The organism is uncultured Mobiluncus sp. (assembly GCF_902488535.1).
Taxonomy (GTDB): Bacteria; Actinomycetota; Actinomycetes; order Actinomycetales; family Actinomycetaceae; genus Mobiluncus.
The window spans coordinates 1-17,056 of sequence record NZ_CABTWO010000016.1 but is presented as its reverse complement, the minus strand read 5'-3'; the positions used below and the strand labels follow the sequence as shown (position 1 = coordinate 17,056).

General features: G+C 58.4%; 16 protein-coding genes. 15 read left to right on the top strand and 1 reads right to left on the bottom strand.

All coding sequences use genetic code 11. The features are described 5' to 3' along the window. Nucleotides 1-15 precede the first annotated feature (15 nt). The 9 genes from ruvX (at nucleotide 16) to nusB (ending at nucleotide 8,238) form a co-directional block, all read left to right on the top strand. Nucleotides 16-477, top strand: coding sequence for a Holliday junction resolvase RuvX (ruvX, locus tag RDL66_RS06705; RefSeq protein ID WP_308536058.1), 462 nt, complete (start codon nucleotides 16-18; stop codon nucleotides 475-477). A gap of 21 nt (nucleotides 478-498) precedes the next feature. Further along, entirely contained in the window at nucleotides 499-1,977 is a 1,479-nt protein-coding gene (gene mltG / locus RDL66_RS06700) for an endolytic transglycosylase MltG (RefSeq protein WP_308536057.1), read from the top strand. A 6-nt stretch (nucleotides 1,978-1,983) separates the two neighbouring features. Continuing rightward, nucleotides 1,984-2,826: a shikimate dehydrogenase gene (locus RDL66_RS06695; RefSeq protein WP_308536056.1), complete on the top strand. Its 843-nt coding sequence runs from the start codon at nucleotides 1,984-1,986 to the stop codon at nucleotides 2,824-2,826. 78 nt (nucleotides 2,827-2,904) lie between these two features. After that, nucleotides 2,905-3,588, top strand: a complete 684-nt coding sequence (locus RDL66_RS06690) for a prepilin peptidase (RefSeq protein ID WP_308536055.1) — start codon at nucleotides 2,905-2,907, stop codon at nucleotides 3,586-3,588. Nucleotides 3,589-3,659: 71 nt separating this feature from the next. After that, complete coding sequence (gene aroC, locus RDL66_RS06685) at nucleotides 3,660-4,904, top strand: chorismate synthase (protein WP_374042910.1); 1,245 nt, start codon at nucleotides 3,660-3,662, stop codon at nucleotides 4,902-4,904. Next, nucleotides 4,904-6,514, top strand: coding sequence for a 3-dehydroquinate synthase (gene aroB, locus RDL66_RS06680; protein WP_308536054.1), 1,611 nt, complete (start codon nucleotides 4,904-4,906; stop codon nucleotides 6,512-6,514). Before aroC ends, aroB begins: the two co-directional genes overlap by 1 nt. Continuing rightward, a complete protein-coding gene (locus RDL66_RS06675; protein WP_308536053.1) occupies nucleotides 6,511-6,957 on the top strand; it encodes a hypothetical protein in 447 nt (148 codons plus the stop codon). The genes aroB and RDL66_RS06675 overlap by 4 nt, the downstream gene beginning before the upstream one ends. Nucleotides 6,958-7,027: 70 nt before the next feature. Next, on the top strand, nucleotides 7,028-7,591 hold the full coding sequence (gene efp, locus RDL66_RS06670) for an elongation factor P (RefSeq protein ID WP_308536051.1): 564 nt from the start codon (nucleotides 7,028-7,030) through the stop codon (nucleotides 7,589-7,591). 71 nt (nucleotides 7,592-7,662) lie between these two features. Beyond that, nucleotides 7,663-8,238 (top strand): transcription antitermination factor NusB, encoded by a 576-nt coding sequence (gene nusB, locus RDL66_RS06665; RefSeq protein WP_308536050.1) that lies wholly within the window; start codon nucleotides 7,663-7,665, stop codon nucleotides 8,236-8,238. A 9-nt stretch (nucleotides 8,239-8,247) separates the two neighbouring features. Here nusB and RDL66_RS06660 read toward each other — a convergent pair whose 3' ends face one another. Further along, nucleotides 8,248-8,466, bottom strand: coding sequence for a hypothetical protein (locus RDL66_RS06660; RefSeq protein ID WP_299294046.1), 219 nt, complete (start codon nucleotides 8,464-8,466; stop codon nucleotides 8,248-8,250). Between the two features lie 182 nt (nucleotides 8,467-8,648). Between RDL66_RS06660 and pyrR the strand changes: the two genes are divergently transcribed. The 6 genes from pyrR to pyrF form a co-directional block, all read left to right on the top strand. Next, a complete protein-coding gene (pyrR, locus tag RDL66_RS06655; protein ID WP_374042909.1) occupies nucleotides 8,649-9,218 on the top strand; it encodes a bifunctional pyr operon transcriptional regulator/uracil phosphoribosyltransferase PyrR in 570 nt (189 codons plus the stop codon). A 5-nt stretch (nucleotides 9,219-9,223) separates the two neighbouring features. Continuing rightward, nucleotides 9,224-10,192 (top strand): aspartate carbamoyltransferase catalytic subunit, encoded by a 969-nt coding sequence (locus tag RDL66_RS06650; RefSeq protein WP_299294050.1) that lies wholly within the window; start codon nucleotides 9,224-9,226, stop codon nucleotides 10,190-10,192. Then, nucleotides 10,189-11,499, top strand: a complete 1,311-nt coding sequence (locus tag RDL66_RS06645) for a dihydroorotase (RefSeq protein WP_308536045.1) — start codon at nucleotides 10,189-10,191, stop codon at nucleotides 11,497-11,499. The genes RDL66_RS06650 and RDL66_RS06645 overlap by 4 nt, the downstream gene beginning before the upstream one ends. A gap of 70 nt (nucleotides 11,500-11,569) precedes the next feature. Then, on the top strand, nucleotides 11,570-12,775 hold the full coding sequence (gene carA, locus RDL66_RS06640; RefSeq protein WP_308536101.1) for a glutamine-hydrolyzing carbamoyl-phosphate synthase small subunit: 1,206 nt from the start codon (nucleotides 11,570-11,572) through the stop codon (nucleotides 12,773-12,775). Continuing rightward, complete coding sequence (gene carB / locus RDL66_RS06635; RefSeq protein ID WP_308536043.1) at nucleotides 12,775-16,104, top strand: carbamoyl-phosphate synthase large subunit; 3,330 nt, start codon at nucleotides 12,775-12,777, stop codon at nucleotides 16,102-16,104. The genes carA and carB overlap by 1 nt, the downstream gene beginning before the upstream one ends. Before the next feature lie 71 nt (nucleotides 16,105-16,175). Beyond that, nucleotides 16,176-17,056, top strand: an 881-nt coding sequence (gene pyrF, locus RDL66_RS06630) for an orotidine-5'-phosphate decarboxylase (protein WP_308536042.1), incomplete at its 3' end; no start/stop codon positions are given.

Genomic DNA, 17,056 nt, shown 5'->3' with positions numbered 1-17,056 from the left:
GGGATAGCGCACAGGATGGTTGCCGGAAACTTTCTCGCCATAGACGTGGGTAAGGCACGCGTGGGTGTCGCCCGCTCGGTGGCGGGGACTTCCCTGGCGTTGCCGGTGGAAACTCTGCAGGTACGGCCGGACGGTTCCGAGCTGGATGAACTGGTGGACATCATTGCTGAAAGCGATCCCAGGGCTGTATTCGTGGGCTTGCCGAAACTGATGAGCGGTAAAGAGGGTGAGGCTGCCCGAATGGCGCGGTCTTACGCCCGGCGTCTGGTCAGGCGGCTGGGTACGCTGCCGGTGTGTCTCATCGATGAACGATTGAGCTCGGCTGATGCGCACGCCAAGCTGCATGAGGCCGGAGTGAGCACGCGCCGCCAAAAGCAGATGGTTGACCAAATCGCCGCCGTGACCATCCTCACGCGAGCTTTAGAAACTTTGACTCAAACAGGGAACTTACCTGGCGAGTTGGTTATCATGGATTAAATCACCTAACAAGGGAAGTACATGGCAGACACTGAAGACCTCGAATCGATGGGACCGCGGCGCCGACGTCGGTATTTAGCTCAACAAGCTCAGGCTGCGTTGAGTTCGGCTGACTCTCAGGCTCCCTCGACACCGGAACTTCCCCAAGATGCGCCACTCCCACAGACCCCTACTCCCGCGTCAGTCCAGGTCACGCCCCCGAATGTAGTGGTTGAACCGACCCCGCGCGCCCTTCCCAGCCGCCGCAGCCGCAACGAGGAATCTGACACCCCGTCTTTCCCCCGTGTGGACTCGGGTGTACCCCAAGCCGCAGACGCGACCTGGGAATCCCTGCTGCAGGACACACAGGTAGCCCCCGCCGAGCAACCCGAAGTTACCTTGAGTGAAAATCGTCGGCGCGACAAACGTTCTCGAATTCGGCGCCGCAAAACCATGCGCAATCGCACGTTTGTCATCCTGGCGATCGTGGTCGCACTACTGGTGGTGGCCATCGTTTTTGGCGCGATTATTTTCAATCGTTGGCTCAGCGCCAAGGGTGCCGACTATGAGGGCAGCGGCACCGGCAAGGTGATGGTGACCGTTCCCGAGGGAGCCCTAGGCTCTGATATTGGCAATATTTTGGTAAATGCGCAGGTCGTAGCATCTTCGCAGGCATTCTTTAATGCGTGCCGGGATCAAGAAGCGGCCTGTTCCGCGATTCAGCCCGGAACCTATGCGATGGCCAAACACATGTCTGCCGTCAATGCTTTGTCAATCTTGATTGACAAAGCGAACCGGGTCGACGATCAGATTACAATCGGTCCGGGTCTGACAAAGTGGCAGGTCAAAGAGCAACTGGTGACTACTGCCGGTTTCAGTGACGCTGACGTTGAGGCGGCTTTTGCCAACGCTCCGGGACTGCCCAAGGTCGCCGGCGGAGATATCGAGGGATGGTTAGCTCCGGGAACTTACCTGGTGGGCCCCGGTCAGGACGCGACCGAAACGATCCGCCAGATGGTAGCCGCCAGTGTGAAGCGGCTGCGGGACGCGGGAATTCCCGAGGCTCAGTGGGAGACGTTCCTGACCAAGGCGTCTATCGTGCAGCGTGAGGGCAGTGACCTGCGAAAACAGGACTACGGAAAGATTGCTCGAGTGCTGGAAAACCGGATGGACGCCAGCAAGGAAACCGTCGGATTTTTGAATATGGATTCCACGGTTATCTACGGTTTGGGCGAAGCCTCGAAGTCACGGAAAATTCCGACCGCTGCCGAGGTCGCTGACGCTTCGAATCCGTACAATACCTACCGCCACAAGGGGCTGCCGCCTAGTCCTATTGGGGTCGTGGGGCAGGATGCTTTTGACGGCACCCGCAACCCGCCGTCGGGCGACTGGCTGTACTTCACCACGGTGGATTTGAACACGGGAGAGACACGTTTCAGCGCGACCATGGAGGAACAGGAAGCTAACGTGGAGTTGTTGAAGCAGTTCTGTAAGGATCACCCCGATATTTGTAAAGGGTAGCGGGTCGTGTCGTACTGTTTGGTTTTGGGTGACCCGATTTCGCATTCTTTGTCTCCCGTTATCCACTTGGCGGCGTATCGTGAACTAGGCTTGAACTGGGATTTTCGCCGCCAGCGTGTTCGGTTGGGAACGCTCAAGGCATTTCTGGCCGCGGCAGATTCTCAGTTGCGCGGCTTGGCGGTGACTATGCCTTTGAAACCGGAGGCACTGCAGGCTGCGACTTTTGCTGACGGCCTGGCCAAAGTCACCGGCGCGGTGAACACCCTGGTCCCCGCCGCGGGCGGAGATTGGACCGGATTCAATACTGATGTCCGGGGCATTGTCGAGGCATTCCGCCACGCGGTAGCGGCAAACTTAGAGACCGGGTCCAGCGCGGTTATTTTCGGGTCAGGCTCCACAGCGGCTTCGGCTCTGGCGGCTTTCACGGAGCTGGGGTCCACAGAGCTGACAGTGATATCGCGAACCACCACCCAAACGGGCGCGGCTTTTCAGGCGGCCCAACGAATGGGCTTGAGCGTCGGGGCGGTGGCGTGGCACCAGGCTGAGGATGTCGACCGGGCGCTAAGCTCGGCAGGCCTGGTGATGAGTACTGTTCCCGCCCCATTCCAAGACGCCTTGCCCTTGGCGCAACTGCGGATTAATCCGCACGCGGCGTTCCTAGACGCGGCCTATGCGCCGTGGCCAACCCCCCTTGCCAGCTGGGCGGGAGCTTGTGGAGCCCAGGTCATTCCGGGATGGGAGATGCTGCTGCACCAGGGTGTCGCGCAGGTAAAGCTGTTTACCGGACAGGAAATCAACGTCGCAATTTTGCGTCCCGCTTTGCTGAAGTACGTCAACTCGGCGGACTAGAATGATGTCGGCACAAATTGTCTTAACATTTGCCGGCTCCCTATCAAGTCACAGTGTCGTCACAGGAGGGGGGAAGTTATGCTCTGGCACGTTCTGGCGTGGATTGTTAGCGGAATTTGGGGTTTTGCGGTGGGTGCAGCCACGACCAAGATTCTGCGCCAGCGTCACATCGAACTGCCGGATTTGTTTTACCTCCCGTTTTCGCTGTGCCTGACCTTGGCTACGGTCCTCCTCAATGTTATCCAGTGGCTCATCCTTAACTATTTTTCTCACGGTCTGTGCTTCACCCATTTCCTCCTCACACTTCCGGTGTACTTGGGTACCGCCCCTTTCTGCGCGTTGTTCCTGACTGACGCCCGCTACCGGCTGCTGCCTAACCATTTGTTGGAGTTGGGGGCTGCGATGCTTCTGCCTGTGCTGACTATTGTCGCCCTGATTCTGCATAGCCCCGAAGCACTGGCGCGGGTCTGGGGTTTGGGGCTAGCCATGGGGTTGGGTCTGATTCTCGCCACGAATATCGGTTTAGGGATGGGAGACGTCAAGCTCGCGGCTCTGCTCAGCGCATGGCTAGGTCTTTATGGCTGGTTTGCGCCTCTGACTATGCTGCTGCTGGCGTCCCTTTTGGGCGGTGTATTTGCCCTAATCCTGGTTATCTCTAAGAAGCTCGACTTAGACCATGACATTGCTTTCAGTCCGTGGCTCATCACGGGCGCCTTCATCACTTGGGTGGTGCACCTACCCTCGATAATGGTCGGCATCTAGCCGGGATTTGCCACCACGAGGACGGAGCTGTCCAGTTCGGGATGTGTGGTGAAATGTGGCAAGATGAACTCATGTTGGAATGTGTCACTGCCGGGGAATCACACGGTGCCGCCCTGATTGCCGTACTCAGCGGCCTGCCGGCAGGGATTGAAATCACCACCGATACCCTGACCCAAACCCTGGCCCAGCGGCGAAAAGGATACGGCCGGGGAACACGTCAAAACTTCGAGCAAGACGCAGTAACCATCCTTTCGGGGCTGCGCCACGGCAAAACGCTGGGTTCCCCGATCGCTGTTGAGATTAAAAACACAGAATGGCCTAAGTGGCAGACGGTCATGAGTCCCGACCCGGTACCTCGTCAGGCGCTGCTGCGAGACGCGGGTCGTGGCGACGAGCGCGAAGTGGCGCGAAACATGCAGCTTACTAAACCGCGGCCGGGACACGCCGACTTTGCCGGCATGATGAAGTACGGATTCACTGACGCCCGTAACGTGTTGGAACGTTCCTCCGCTCGGGAAACGGCCGCTCGAGTGGCGCTGGGGGCTTTCGCACAAGCGTTGTTGGATCAGGTCGCGGGGATTCGTTTAGTGTCTCATGTGACCTCCGTTGGTTCAGTTTCGGTTCCCCTGGACGCGCCGATGCCGCAGCCGGAAGATGCGGATTATCTTGACAATGACCCGGTACGTTGCCTGGATGCGCATACGGCGGAACAGATGGTGCAGGCTATTGACCACGCGCAACACACGGGCGACACCTTAGGGGGAGTAGTCCAGGTCATCGCCTACGGGGTGCCTATCGGTTTAGGGTCTCACGTGAGCCGAGCCCGCCGGCTGGACGCGCGTCTGGCCGCCGCCCTGGTCTCTATTCAAGCCGTAAAAGGGGTGGAAATCGGCGCGGCTTTCCTGCAAGCCTCCCTGCCGGGCAGTCAAGCCCACGACCCCCTATACCGCGGTGACCAGCCAGCCGACGCAAACACGGGCTTGGGCACGGTAATGCGACCGACTAACCTGGCTGGTGGCATCGAAGGTGGGATGTCCAACGGCAATCCGATCGTGGTTTCCGCCGCTGTGAAACCTATCTCTACCGTGCCCCACGCCCTGCCGACCCTGGATTTGGCTGATGGCAGCGTGGCGACCGGGCTGCACCAGCGTTCGGATACGACCGCGGTAGTGCCGGCTGCCGTCATCGCCCAAGCCGAGGTCGCGCTGGTGTTGGCTGACGCTCTACTGGAAAAAACCGGCGGGGACTCGGTGGCGGAATGTTCACGAAACTTACGCGCCTACCTCGATGAAGTGACGCAAAGGACAACTTTCTGATGACGCGCAAAATCGTTCTGATGGGATTGCCTACTTCGGGCAAATCGAAAACCGCCGGGATTCTGGCTCAAATTTTGCACACCACCTGGATTGATACCGACCTGGAAATTCAGCAGCGTTTCGGTCAATCCATCCCCTGGATTTTTAAAGAACTCGGAGAACAGGGCTTTCGCGCCCTCGAATACACGGTGGTTCGCGACGCGCTGCGGGGCTCAGCCCGGATTGTTTCCCTGGGAGGCGGCGCTCCGACCTACGCCCCGACTCGCGAACTGCTGAGCGAACACACCGTTTACTACCTGAAAGCGGACCCGGACTTCCTGGTGAACCGCCAGATTCAACGTTCCGAGCGTTCCGGTCAAAAGAAAGACGCCCAAGTTCGTCCCCTGTTGGCGGGAGACCTGCGAGAACGGATGCATGAGCTGTATCGGGAGCGGAAAGACATCTATGAAAGCACCGCCACGGTCATTATCGATGCGCAGAGTAAACGCAGCGAATTGGCTGGGGAAATCATTGCTTATGAAGAACGCCAGGGTGACTGTATCTGGGTGTCCACCCCCGGCCAGCCCTATGCCGTGAGCTTCGGGCGGGACCTAAACGCACAGGTCGCGGCCTTGATGAAGGCGCACACGAAAAAAGTCTTGCTGCTCAGTGCGCCCCCGGTGGCCCCGGCGGCGAACAGTTTGGCGCAGCACTTGGATTCATTGGGTAAACAAACCATGGTGAAAGTGCTGCCTGACGGAGAAGCCGCGAAGCAGCTCCCGGTGCTTTCCGAGGTTTGGGAGGCGGCCGCTAGCGCGGGTTTGGAACGCCGCGATGCGATTGTGGCTCTAGGCGGGGGAGCCACCACTGATCTGGGAGGTTTCGCCGCGGCGACCTGGCTACGCGGCATTGACCTCATCACGGTGCCGACCACTTTGCTGGCGATGGTTGACGCTGCTATCGGAGGCAAGACCGGCATTGACTGGAGCACCGGGAAAAACTTGGTCGGGGCGTTTTATCCTCCTATCGGGGTGGCGGTGGATTTCACGACTTTGCGAACCCTTTCGCCAGACCACCTGCGAGAGGGGCTGGCAGAGGCTCTGAAGTGCGGGTTTATCCGCGACCAACAGATTTTGGACATTGCTCGGGACAACGCATCGGCGCTGCTGGACCCGGATTCCTCCTCGCTGCGAGACATTATTCGCCGGGCCGTCACGGTGAAATCCGACGTAGTTTCCGCCGATTTGTATGAGTCGGGCCAGCGGGAATACTTGAACTTCGGGCATACTCTGGCACACGCCATAGAACGGGTAGAGAACTACCGTTTCCCGCACGGTTTAGCGGTTTCTATCGGGATGGTGTTTGCAGCGAACCTCGCCGCGGTGCTGGGGCGGGGGCCAAAAAATCTGGCCGCGCGCCTGCGTGACCAACTGGAAGCAGTTGGCCTGCCCACCACCTATAGTGACCACGCTTTTGCGGAACTGTTACCCATCATGTTTAGCGACAAAAAAGTTCGCGGCGGGCAGCTGCGGTTTGTCCTGCTGGAAGATTGGGGCAAGCCCGTGGTTGTTCCCGTCGCCGATGTCTATGCTTTGTCCAAAGCCGCCCAAATGACGGGAATTCCTCAGTGAAACTGCACTGTTCGTTGGCTTTAGTGTCCCTGCCGGGAGCCCGTCTGAGCCAGTTGGCGCAAACGATTTCACCGGACGTTGGCCTACCTGTCGCTTCCGGTTCGGGTCTCGATGCTTGGTCGCCGAGCTGCGCTCCCGCCATTTTTGTGTTGCCCTCTGACGTGCTCGAGACCGGTTCATCCGCACCTGTAGAGAACTTTCGACAGGCCGGGAATCCGGTATTTTTTCTTGATTTGCCCTGGGAGCAGTCGTGGCAGGCCGTGAACCCGGAAAAACTCAGCGACCCTAACGGCCTGCCTTGGCGTGCTGCCTATCGCCGCCTGGCCAAAGACCGCCGGGAGGACCTAATGGCACACAGTGATTACACGGTGCCAACCGAGGGAACCTTAACAGAACTGGCGCAAAGACTGTTGAAAGTTATCGCTGAAAACGGCTGCAGTTAGCCAACGGCCCGCTTTTTCGGTAGACTGTTTGAGCTGATTTGCTAACTGTTAAGACTGTGAAGGATGAAACGTGGCAACGACTAATGATTTGAAAAACGGTTTGGTGATGAAGATTGACAACCAGTTGTGGCAGGGTGTCGAATTCCAACATGTGAAGCCCGGCAAGGGGCCGGCTTTCGTGCGCACCAAGATTAAGAACATCCTTTCGGGCAAAATCGTTGACCGGACCTTTAACGCGGGACTAAAGATTGAAACCGCCACCGTGGATCGCCGCGACATGACCTACTCGTACAACGACGGTACCGACTACATGTTCATGGACGAAAAGACCTTTGAAATGGTCAGCGTCACTCCCGAAATCGTCGGGGACGCCGCGCACTTCCTGTTGGAAAACCAGAAATGCATCCTGGCTTTCAACGAGGGCAATGTTTTGTTTATTGAGCTGCCGGCCTCGGTTGTGTTAGAGATTTCGCACACCGAGCCAGGCTTGCAGGGCGACCGCTCCAATGCGGGCACCAAGCCGGCCACCCTCGAGACGGGCTGGGACATTCAGGTGCCGCTGTTCTTAAATATTGGCGACAAGGTGAAGGTCGATACCCGCACCGGCGAATACATCTCGCGGGTTACCGATTAATACTGCAGTGGACGCGAGTCGGGGCGCAGGCTTCCGGCTCGCGTCACTCATTTTTGCGAGGGGACGAGACAGTGGGACATAAATTGCCGCGGCGCACGCGGGAGCGGGTTCGAGCCGTTGATGTGCTTTATGAGGCGCATGTGCGGGGTTGGGACACTCCTGAAGGCATATTTTCTCTGGCGCAGCTACGTCAGGACGAGACTACCGCGCAGACCCCGCTGCCGGCCTATGCTGTCGAAATTTTGGAGGGTGTGGCCGAGCATTTAGAGCGGATTGATGCGGCTTTGGCGACATATTCAAAAGCGTGGCCGCTGCAGCGGATGCCCGAGGTGGACCTAGCTATTATGCGGGTCGCAGCTTGGGAGATTCTGTTCAATCCCGACGTGGAGGGAGCCGTAGCCATCACCGCCGCTATGCAAATCGCGGAGGAACGTTCCACTGATGAGTCACCGAAGTTTATCAACGGTCTGTTGGGAGCTATCAACGATATGAAAGATGCGTTGAGCAAAACCGAGGCCGACCAAACTTTGAGCGGCGAGGCGATTGCGAAACTTGAGTCTTCGGTACCGCAGAGCTTTGATACCGCGGCAAAAACCGCCGCAGCGGGCGGCGTTTTGGAACAGATTGACTTAGACACCCTGGAATAGAGTCTGCAGTTAATCCCGATTCATCATTTCGCGCAGGATATCTGCGGATTTTTCCGAATTGTCCAGAGTTTCGTTGATGGTTTGGGCTTTCTGTTGTGCCTTGGCCCACTTTTGGAAACGAGCAGCGGCCTCTGGCGAGTTGTCGGGTTGCGTGACCTCTTGGCTCAGCCCCGGCGTGTCCTCGTTGCCGAATAGAAGCTGCATTAACAGCTCGCGTTTTTCGTCCATGTCTTTATTATCGGCGATTTTGCCAGGAGTTTAGCCTGAAAACGCTCGATGTTGAAAATTTCGCATCTTTCTGAATTTCCCCCGAGAGTTCCAGCATTCCCGACCCGTTTTGCACCGGCACGGGCGGGGGATTCGGAGGCTTGGGAAAAAACGTGTACTATGGAGTCGCTATAAAACCTTTAATTTTGCCCCGTGAGGCAGAAAGGAAAAATATGGAAAAAACAGTGTTGGGCAGTGCTGACATTGCCCGTTCGCTGAAACGACTGGCCTTCGAGATTATGGAGAAAAACCAGGGTCTTGAAGATGTCGTTCTGTTAGGAATCCCCACCCGTGGCGTTGAGCTAGCCAATCGGTTGGGGAATTTTTTAAAGGAAAATAATCCCGATACAGACGTCCCGGTTGGCACCCTGGACATCACCCTGTACCGCGATGATCTTTCCCGTCAACCGATACGCGTACCGAAACCCACCGTGATGCCTAAAACCGGCATTGACGGTAAAACGGTCATCCTCGTCGACGACGTGCTCTATTCCGGACGAACCATCCGGGCTGCGCTCGATGCGTTGAACGATCACGGCCGCCCTGCCCAAGTGCAGTTAGCCGTGCTGGTGGACCGCGGTCACCGCGAACTTCCGATTCGCGCTGACTACATCGGAAAGAATCTGCCCACTTCACGGGCGGAACAGGTACTCGTAAAACTTCAAGACAGTGACGGCGAAGACGCCGTGATTATTGCAGACGGGAAGGAATAAAAATCATGCGACATTTGCTCTCTGCGGCTGATTTGAGCCACGAAGATGTCCTGAAAATTTTGGATACTGCCGAAGCCATGGCGATGACCCAGGCTCAAAAGGTGAAAAAACTGCCGACCTTGCGCGGCAAAACCGTGGTCAACCTCTTTTTTGAGAACTCCACCCGGACGCGGATTTCTTTTGAAACCGCGGCCAAGCGCCTCAGCGCGGACGTCATCAACTTTTCTGCGAAAGGTTCCTCGGTTGCGAAAGGCGAATCCCTGAAAGATACGGCCTTGACCCTGCAGGCCATGCGGGTTGACGGCATCGTTATCCGCCATTCCTCCTCCGGGGCGGCCTACCGGTTGGCCAACGCCGGCTGGTCTGACGTGCCCGTCCTCAACGCTGGTGACGGCGAACATCAACACCCCACCCAGGCTCTGCTCGACGCGATGACTCTGCGCCGGCACTACCTCGGTTTGAGTGGCGGCGACCTTGCAGGTAAAGACCTAAATGGCGCCCACGTAGTCATCGTAGGCGATATCCTGCACTCTCGTGTTGCTCGCTCCAACGTGGACTTGATGTCGACCTTGGGCGCCCACGTGACCCTGGTCGGTCCGCCGACCCTGATGCCGGTTGGGGTAGAAAACTGGAAGTGTGACGTGTCCTACGACTTGGATGTGGCCTTGGCTACCAATCCTGATGCGGTGATGATGCTGCGGGTGCAGCGCGAGCGTATGAGTTCTGCCGGCGGGGGCTACTTCCCGTCTGTGGTCGAATATCACCGGGCTTACGGTTTGAACAACACCCGTTTCACTAACCTGCCCGAACGCACGGTTATCATGCACCCCGGTCCGATGAACCGCGGTATGGAAATCTGCGCCCAAGCCGCAGATTCCGCAAAGTCTGTCATTGTTGAACAAGTTGGAAACGGCGTGAGTGTCCGGATGGCTGCTCTCTACCTTTTGCTCGCGCCGGAAGGAGGCCTGCTGTGAAGGAATATTTGATTAAGAACGTAACCCTGCCGAACGGTCAGGGGGCTGACATTGCTGTCAAGGACGGCGTTTTCGCGGGTGTAGGTGCCGACGCGGCGGACGCTGTTTCTGCCGGTGCCACGACCATAGATGGCAACGGCTTGGTGGCTTTGCCGGGCCTGGTCGATATGCACACTCACCTGCGCGAACCCGGCGGTGAGGATGCGGAAACGGTCGCTTCCGGCACGCTCTCGGCTGCTTACGGCGGCTACACCTGCGTCCACGCGATGGCAAACACCACTCCTGTCCAAGACAACGCCGGTATCGTAGAGCAGGTCGTGCACTTGGGGAATCTGGCGGGCTGGGTGCAGGTGTGCCCAGTCGGTGCCGTTTCCGCCGGTCTGCAAGGTGAACACCTGGCGGACTTAGGGTCCATGAACCGTTCGGACGCACACGTTTCGGTGTTCTCTGACGATGGAAAATGCGTCTCTGACCCGGTGTTGATGCGCCGCGCTCTGGAATATGTAAAGACCTTTGATGGTGTGGTCGCTCAGCACGCTCAAGACCCGCGTCTGACGGAAAATGCGCAGATGAACGAGTCTCCGCTGTCAGCTGTAATGGGTATGCCCGGATGGCCGGCGGTCGCGGAAGAAGCCATTATCCTGCGCGATATTCAGTTGGCTTCTCACGTGGGTTCACGAGTCCACATCTGTCACGTGTCCACCGCGGGCTCGGTAGACATTGTGCGGTGGGCCAAGAGCCGCGGCATTGCCGTGACTGCCGAAGCCACCCCGCACCACATCTTGCTGACCGAAGACATGGCCAAGACTTACGACCCGCGTTACAAGGTCAACCCGCCGCTGCGTACTGCTGCGGACACCGAAGCCGTGGTAGCCGGCCTGATGGACGGCACCATCGACTGTATTGGTACCGACCACGCGCCCCATCCTTTGGAGGAAAAGGACTGCGAGTGGCAAGCCGGGGCTTTCGGCATGATTGGTTTGGAAACCGCTCTGCCGGTGGTTCAGAAAGTCATGGTCGATTCCGGCAAGTTCACGTGGGAGGACGTGGCGCGAGTTATGTCCACCGCGCCGGCGCACATCGGGCGGGTCAAGGAACAGGGCCAGGGCATCGTCACCGGAAAACCGGCGAACCTGACCTTGTGGGATCCCTCCACGCGCCGCACTATTGACCTGGACTCGCAGCATTCCCTGTCTACGAACACCCCCTACCTGGGCATGGAACTGCCCGGTCAGGCGCGGTACACCATGTGGAAGGGCGAGTTCACGATTAAGGACGCCACGGCTATCCCGCTCGATCAGCGCTGAGAACCGAACCATGACGGAAATGCTCAGTCAAAGCAATAATCCGCAAGGTTTTGCCCATCCCGCGCTCCCGATGGATCGGGCGGACGCGGTGCTGGTTCTGGAGGACGGTTTTGCCCTAGCGGGCAAGGCCTTCGGAGCCAGCGGGCGAACCTTGGGTGAAGTCGTGTTTTCCACTGGAATGACCGGCTATCAAGAATCTCTCACGGATCCTTCCTATCATCGGCAAATCTTGGTCATGACCGCGCCACACATCGGTAACACCGGCATGAACACGACCGACCCGGAATCTAACCAGATTTGGGTGGCGGGTTATGTTGTGCGCGATCCGGCCCGCCGAGCCTCGAACTGGCGTGCCGAAAGCGACCTGGAAGAGGAGCTGGTGCGTCACGGCATCGTGGGGATTAGCGATGTGGATACGCGGGCTTTGACTTTGCATATTCGTCAAGCCGGTGCCTTGCGGGGAGGCATTTTTTCGGGCGACGCCCTGCCGGTCGGCGCCGAAAATCTGGAACCCCATGCGGTAGCGGCTTTGCGTTCCATCATTCAAGACTCCCCGCGTATGGCGGGGGCGGCGCTCAGCGCCGAAGTCTCTACCAAAACCCCCTACGTGATTGCTCCCACCGGTGAATTCACCGGTGGGAGCCCACGGGCGGTGTTAGCGGCATTGGACTTGGGGGTCAAGTCTCGCACCCCGGAAATTTTGGCTTCCCTGGGCGTGGAAATTCACGTGTTTCCCGCGGACTCGACCCTGAAAGACCTGCAGTCCATCAACCCGGACGGGGTGTTTTTCTCAAACGGGCCCGGCGACCCTAGCGCGGCCACCCATGAAATCGAGTTGCTGCGCGAAGTGTTGGACGCGGGACTGCCGTATTTCGGAATCTGTTTCGGCAATCAGCTGTTGGGTCGCGCCCTGGGATACGGAACGTACAAGCTGGTTTACGGTCACCGAGGAGTGAACCAGCCGGTATTGGATCGACGCACCGGCAAAGTCGAAATTACCGCCCACAACCACGGTTTCGCGGTAGATATGCCGCTGGGAGAAGTCTCGGTAACGCCCTTTTGCAACGGAAAATACGGCCGAGCGGAAGTCACCCACATCGGACTGAACGACAATATCGTGGAAGGTCTGAGATGTTTGGACATTCCGGCCTTTTCCGTGCAATATCACCCCGAAGCTGCCGCCGGTCCCCACGACGCGTCGCACCTGTTCAACGACTTTTTACAGATGATGTTGCAACATCGCTCTGAAAATACCACCGGGAAGGCGGAGGCCTGATGCCGCTGCGTCAAGATTTACATTCTGTTATGGTCATCGGCTCCGGGCCGATTGTCATCGGTCAGGCGGCCGAGTTTGACTATTCGGGTACTCAAGCCTGTCGAGTGCTGCGTAACGAGGGCTTAAAAGTCATCCTGGTCAACTCCAACCCCGCCACGATTATGACCGACCCGGAGGTCGCCGACTGCACCTATATCGAACCGATTACCACCGAATTTTTGGAATCGATTATCGCCAAGGAACGCCCCGACGCGCTGCTGCCCACCCTGGGCGGACAAACGGCCTTGAACGCGGCGATTAACTTGAGTGAAACCGGGATTTTAGACAAATACCAGGTCGAGCTCATTGGTGCCAACGCCGCAGCCATCAACGCGGGTGAGGACCGGGAAGAATTTAAGAAAGTCGTGGAACGCTGCGGCGCAGAAGTGGCGCGGTCTTTCATTGCCCATTCCCTAGAGGAGGTCAACGCGGCGGTCGCGCAGCTCGGTTTTCCCGTCGTGGTGCGCCCGTCGTTTACCATGGGGGGCCTGGGCTCCGGGATTGCCTATAATCAGCAGGATTTGGAGCGGATTGCCTTGGCTGGCCTGTCCGACTCGCTGACGAACGAAGTTCTGTTGGAAGAAGCCATCATTGGATGGAAAGAATACGAGCTCGAACTGATGCGGGATCGTGCCGATAACGTAGTGGTGGTGTGTTCTATCGAGAACCTCGACCCGGTGGGGGTGCATACGGGGGATTCCATCACGGTGGCACCCGCCATGACTTTGACTGATCGGGAAATGCAGCGGCTGCGCGATATCGGGATTGCCGTCATTCGCGAGGTCGGTGTGGACACGGGCGGGTGTAATATCCAGTTCGCCGTCCACCCCCAGACCGGTCGGATTATCGTTATTGAAATGAACCCGCGGGTGTCGCGTTCTTCGGCCCTGGCGTCAAAAGCAACGGGGTTCCCGATTGCAAAAATCGCCGCTCGGCTGGCAGTGGGTTACACCTTGGACGAGATTCCCAACGACATCACGCTGTCCACCCCGGCGTCCTTCGAGCCCACCTTGGATTATGTGGTGGTGAAAGCGCCGCGGTTTGCTTTTGAAAAGTTTCCCGCGGCTGACCCGACACTGACCACCACCATGAAGTCGGTGGGCGAAGCGATGGCCATCGGCAGAAACTTTACCGAGGCTCTGCAAAAGGCGTTGCGTTCCTTGGATAAGCGCGGGTCCAGCTTTGACTTCGCCCAGCCCGCTCCAAGTCCGGAACAAACCGCGCAGCTGCTGGAACAAATGGCTACCCCCACAGAGCGACGCTTGACCCAAGTGGTGCAGGCAATGCGCGGGGGAGCGTCGGCTGCCGACATCTATGCCGCAACTAAGATAGATCCGTGGTTTATCGACCAGCTGTTTATCCTCTGTGAGGTGGCGAAGCGCCTGCGGGAAGCTCCCGCTTTGCAGCCCCAGCTGCTGCGCGAAGCGAAACGTCACGGATTCTCAGACCTGCAAATCGCCCAGATTAGGGGCATTTCTGAGGACACCGTGCGGGAAGTGCGCGACGCCTTTGGCCTGCATCCGGTGTACAAGAAAGTCGACACTTGCGCCGGCGAATTCGGTGCCAACACGCCTTATCATTATTCGTCCTACGACCTCAGCACCGAAGTACAGCCGCGTGAGAAACCGGCGGTCATTATTTTGGGTTCCGGGCCGAACCGTATCGGGCAGGGTATCGAATTCGACTACTCTTGCGTGCACGCCGCCCTGACGCTGAAAGACGACTACGACACGATCATGGTCAACTGCAACCCTGAGACCGTGTCGACCGATTATGACATCGCGTCTCGGCTGTACTTTGAGCCCTTGACCTTTGAAGACGTCTATGAGGTGTACCGGGCAGAACTGGCTTGCGGTCCGGTAGCGGGGATGATTGTCCAGTTGGGAGGCCAAACCCCGCTGTCTCTGGCGCGGCGCCTCACCGATGCCGGAGTGCCAATTTTGGGCACCCAGGCGCGTGCGATTGACCTGGCCGAGGACCGGCAAGAGTTCGAACGGGTCTATACCGCCGCCGGGGTGGCCGCACCCGCTCACGGCACCGCCACCACGAACGCCGGAGCGCGAGACATCGCCGCCGAGATTGGGTTCCCTCTGCTGGCTCGCCCCTCCTATGTGCTGGGGGGACGCGGCATGGAAATCATTTTCAACGCCGACCATTTCGAGGATTACCTCAGTCGATTGGGGCCGGACTCGGCCGGAGTCGGCGCCGGACCGCTGCTCATTGACCATTTCATGGACGACGCCATCGAAATCGATGTGGACGCGCTCTATGACGGTCACGAGCTGTACCTGGCTGGCGTGATGGAGCACATCGAAGAGGCGGGCATTCACTCCGGCGACTCGGCTTGCGTGCTGCCTCCCGCCACGCTCTCGGGCACGATAATTAACCAGATACGCGCCGCGACCGAGTCCATTGCCCAAGGCGTGGGCACTGTCGGGCTCATCAACATTCAGTTCGCGCTGGCGGCGGGAGTGCTCAATATTATCGAAGCAAACCCCAGAGCGTCGCGGACGGTTCCGTTCGTGGCGAAAGCGACCGGAGTTCCCCTGGCGAAGGCGGCCGCCAAAGTCATGACCGGCACCACCATCGCCCAGTTGCGCCAGTGCGGGATGCTGCCCGGTGTGGACTTTGCCCAGTGGAGTAACTATCCCGACATTGCCGTCAAGGAAGTCGTCCTTCCGTTCAAGCGTTTCCGCACCTTTAGCGGCACGATGGTCGATACGATTCTGGGACCGGAAATGCGCTCGACCGGCGAGGCAATGGGCTTGGGTGTGAACCTGCCGATGGCCTATGCCAAGTCGGAGCTGGCAACGGTCGGGGCACTGCCCAAACCGGGCACGACTATTGTGGTGACGGTATCTGACCGGGACAAACGCCACATTATTTTGCCCTGTTCGCGCCTGCACCAGCTGGGCTACAAGCTGGTGGCTACCGAGGGGACAGCATCGGTCCTGGAACGCAACGGGATTCCGGTTACCCGAGTGGAAAAGGACCGTCAGCTCACCGACGGGTCAGCCGACACGGCCTTCAGCTCTTTCGTAAAATCCGAGGAAGTCGGCATGGTCGTCAACACTCCGGAACGCGGCAAGGGCACTCGTGAAGCGGGATACCGGATTCGTACCGCGGCTGCCACCGCCAACAAGGTCATCATCACGACTATGCGGACCCTGCAAGTCGCCGTGCAGGTGATGGATTTCTTAAGTCAGGGACAGACCTTTACGGTGCGGTCTTTGCAGGAACGTCAAATTGAGATGGAGAAGTCCGGTACCCGCACGCCCGGTAAGGCATAAAATGACTTTTCAGGAAGCTCGGGTTTTGTCTCTCCGAGCGGTTTCCTGATGTCACTTGAGAAAGGGAAGTCATGAGCGCTGCGCCAGAAGCTAATCCGGTTGAACCATTCGGGAAACGTTGCCAGGAAACCATAGCGAACCAGGGACCCTTGTGCGTGGGGATTGATCCTCACCCGGAGTTGCTGGAGGCTTGGGGGTTACCGCGCAGTGGGGCGGGAGTATGGGATTTTTCCATGCGAGTGCTGGATGCGCTGGGCGATTTGTGCGGATTCTTTAAACCGCAATCGGCTCTGTTTGAGGAATATGGCTCGTCCGGGATTTCCGCGCTCACCGCCACTCTGCGGGCGATTCACGATGTTGGGGCACTCAGCATTGTGGACGTGAAGCGTGGCGACATCGGTTCCACTATGAGCGCTTACGCGAGGGCGTACCTGTCAGAAGGGCCGCTGGAGGCTGACGCGATGACGCTGAGTCCGTTCTTGGGATTTGAGTCCCTGCGTCCCGCACTGGACCTGGCGAAACAGAACGGCAAGGGGACGTTCGTTTTGGCTTTGACTTCCAACCCGGAGTCCGCCTCGATTCAGTCGGCGATGATTATGGACGACGGTGAAACACCGGTGAGGTCCCTAGCCGCGGATATTATGCAACGTGCGGGTGCGGAAAATCGTGAGGCGGCACAAGCGGGGTACTGGGGCCACGTGGGGTTGGTCGTCGGAGCCACTGTGGGGGAGCGTATGCGCGGTTTGGAGTCGCTGCTGGATGCTGCGAATGCGCCCCTGCTGGTGCCCGGTTTTGGCGCTCAGGGTGGAAACGCTGAAAGTGTCGCCAAAGTCTTTGGGAAAGCCGCAGACCGGATTATTGTGTCGAGTTCTCGAGGGATTTTGCGCCGCGGCCCTGAGCCGGGCGCACTGCAAGCCGCCTTTGGAGAAAATTTAGAATCCCTTAAATCCCT

Coding starts and splice junctions, on each gene's coding strand:
- mltG (WP_308536057.1), top strand. CDS start 499: ATGGCAGACACTGAAGACCTCGAATCGATGGGACCGCGGCGCCGACGT.
- RDL66_RS06650 (WP_299294050.1), top strand. CDS start 9,224: ATGCGACATTTGCTCTCTGCGGCTGATTTGAGCCACGAAGATGTCCTG.
- aroC (WP_374042910.1), top strand. CDS start 3,660: ATGTTGGAATGTGTCACTGCCGGGGAATCACACGGTGCCGCCCTGATT.
- RDL66_RS06660 (WP_299294046.1), bottom strand. CDS start 8,466: ATGGACGAAAAACGCGAGCTGTTAATGCAGCTTCTATTCGGCAACGAG.
- carB (WP_308536043.1), top strand. CDS start 12,775: ATGCCGCTGCGTCAAGATTTACATTCTGTTATGGTCATCGGCTCCGGG.
- aroB (WP_308536054.1), top strand. CDS start 4,904: ATGACGCGCAAAATCGTTCTGATGGGATTGCCTACTTCGGGCAAATCG.
- RDL66_RS06690 (WP_308536055.1), top strand. CDS start 2,905: ATGCTCTGGCACGTTCTGGCGTGGATTGTTAGCGGAATTTGGGGTTTT.
- ruvX (WP_308536058.1), top strand. CDS start 16: ATGGTTGCCGGAAACTTTCTCGCCATAGACGTGGGTAAGGCACGCGTG.
- carA (WP_308536101.1), top strand. CDS start 11,570: ATGGATCGGGCGGACGCGGTGCTGGTTCTGGAGGACGGTTTTGCCCTA.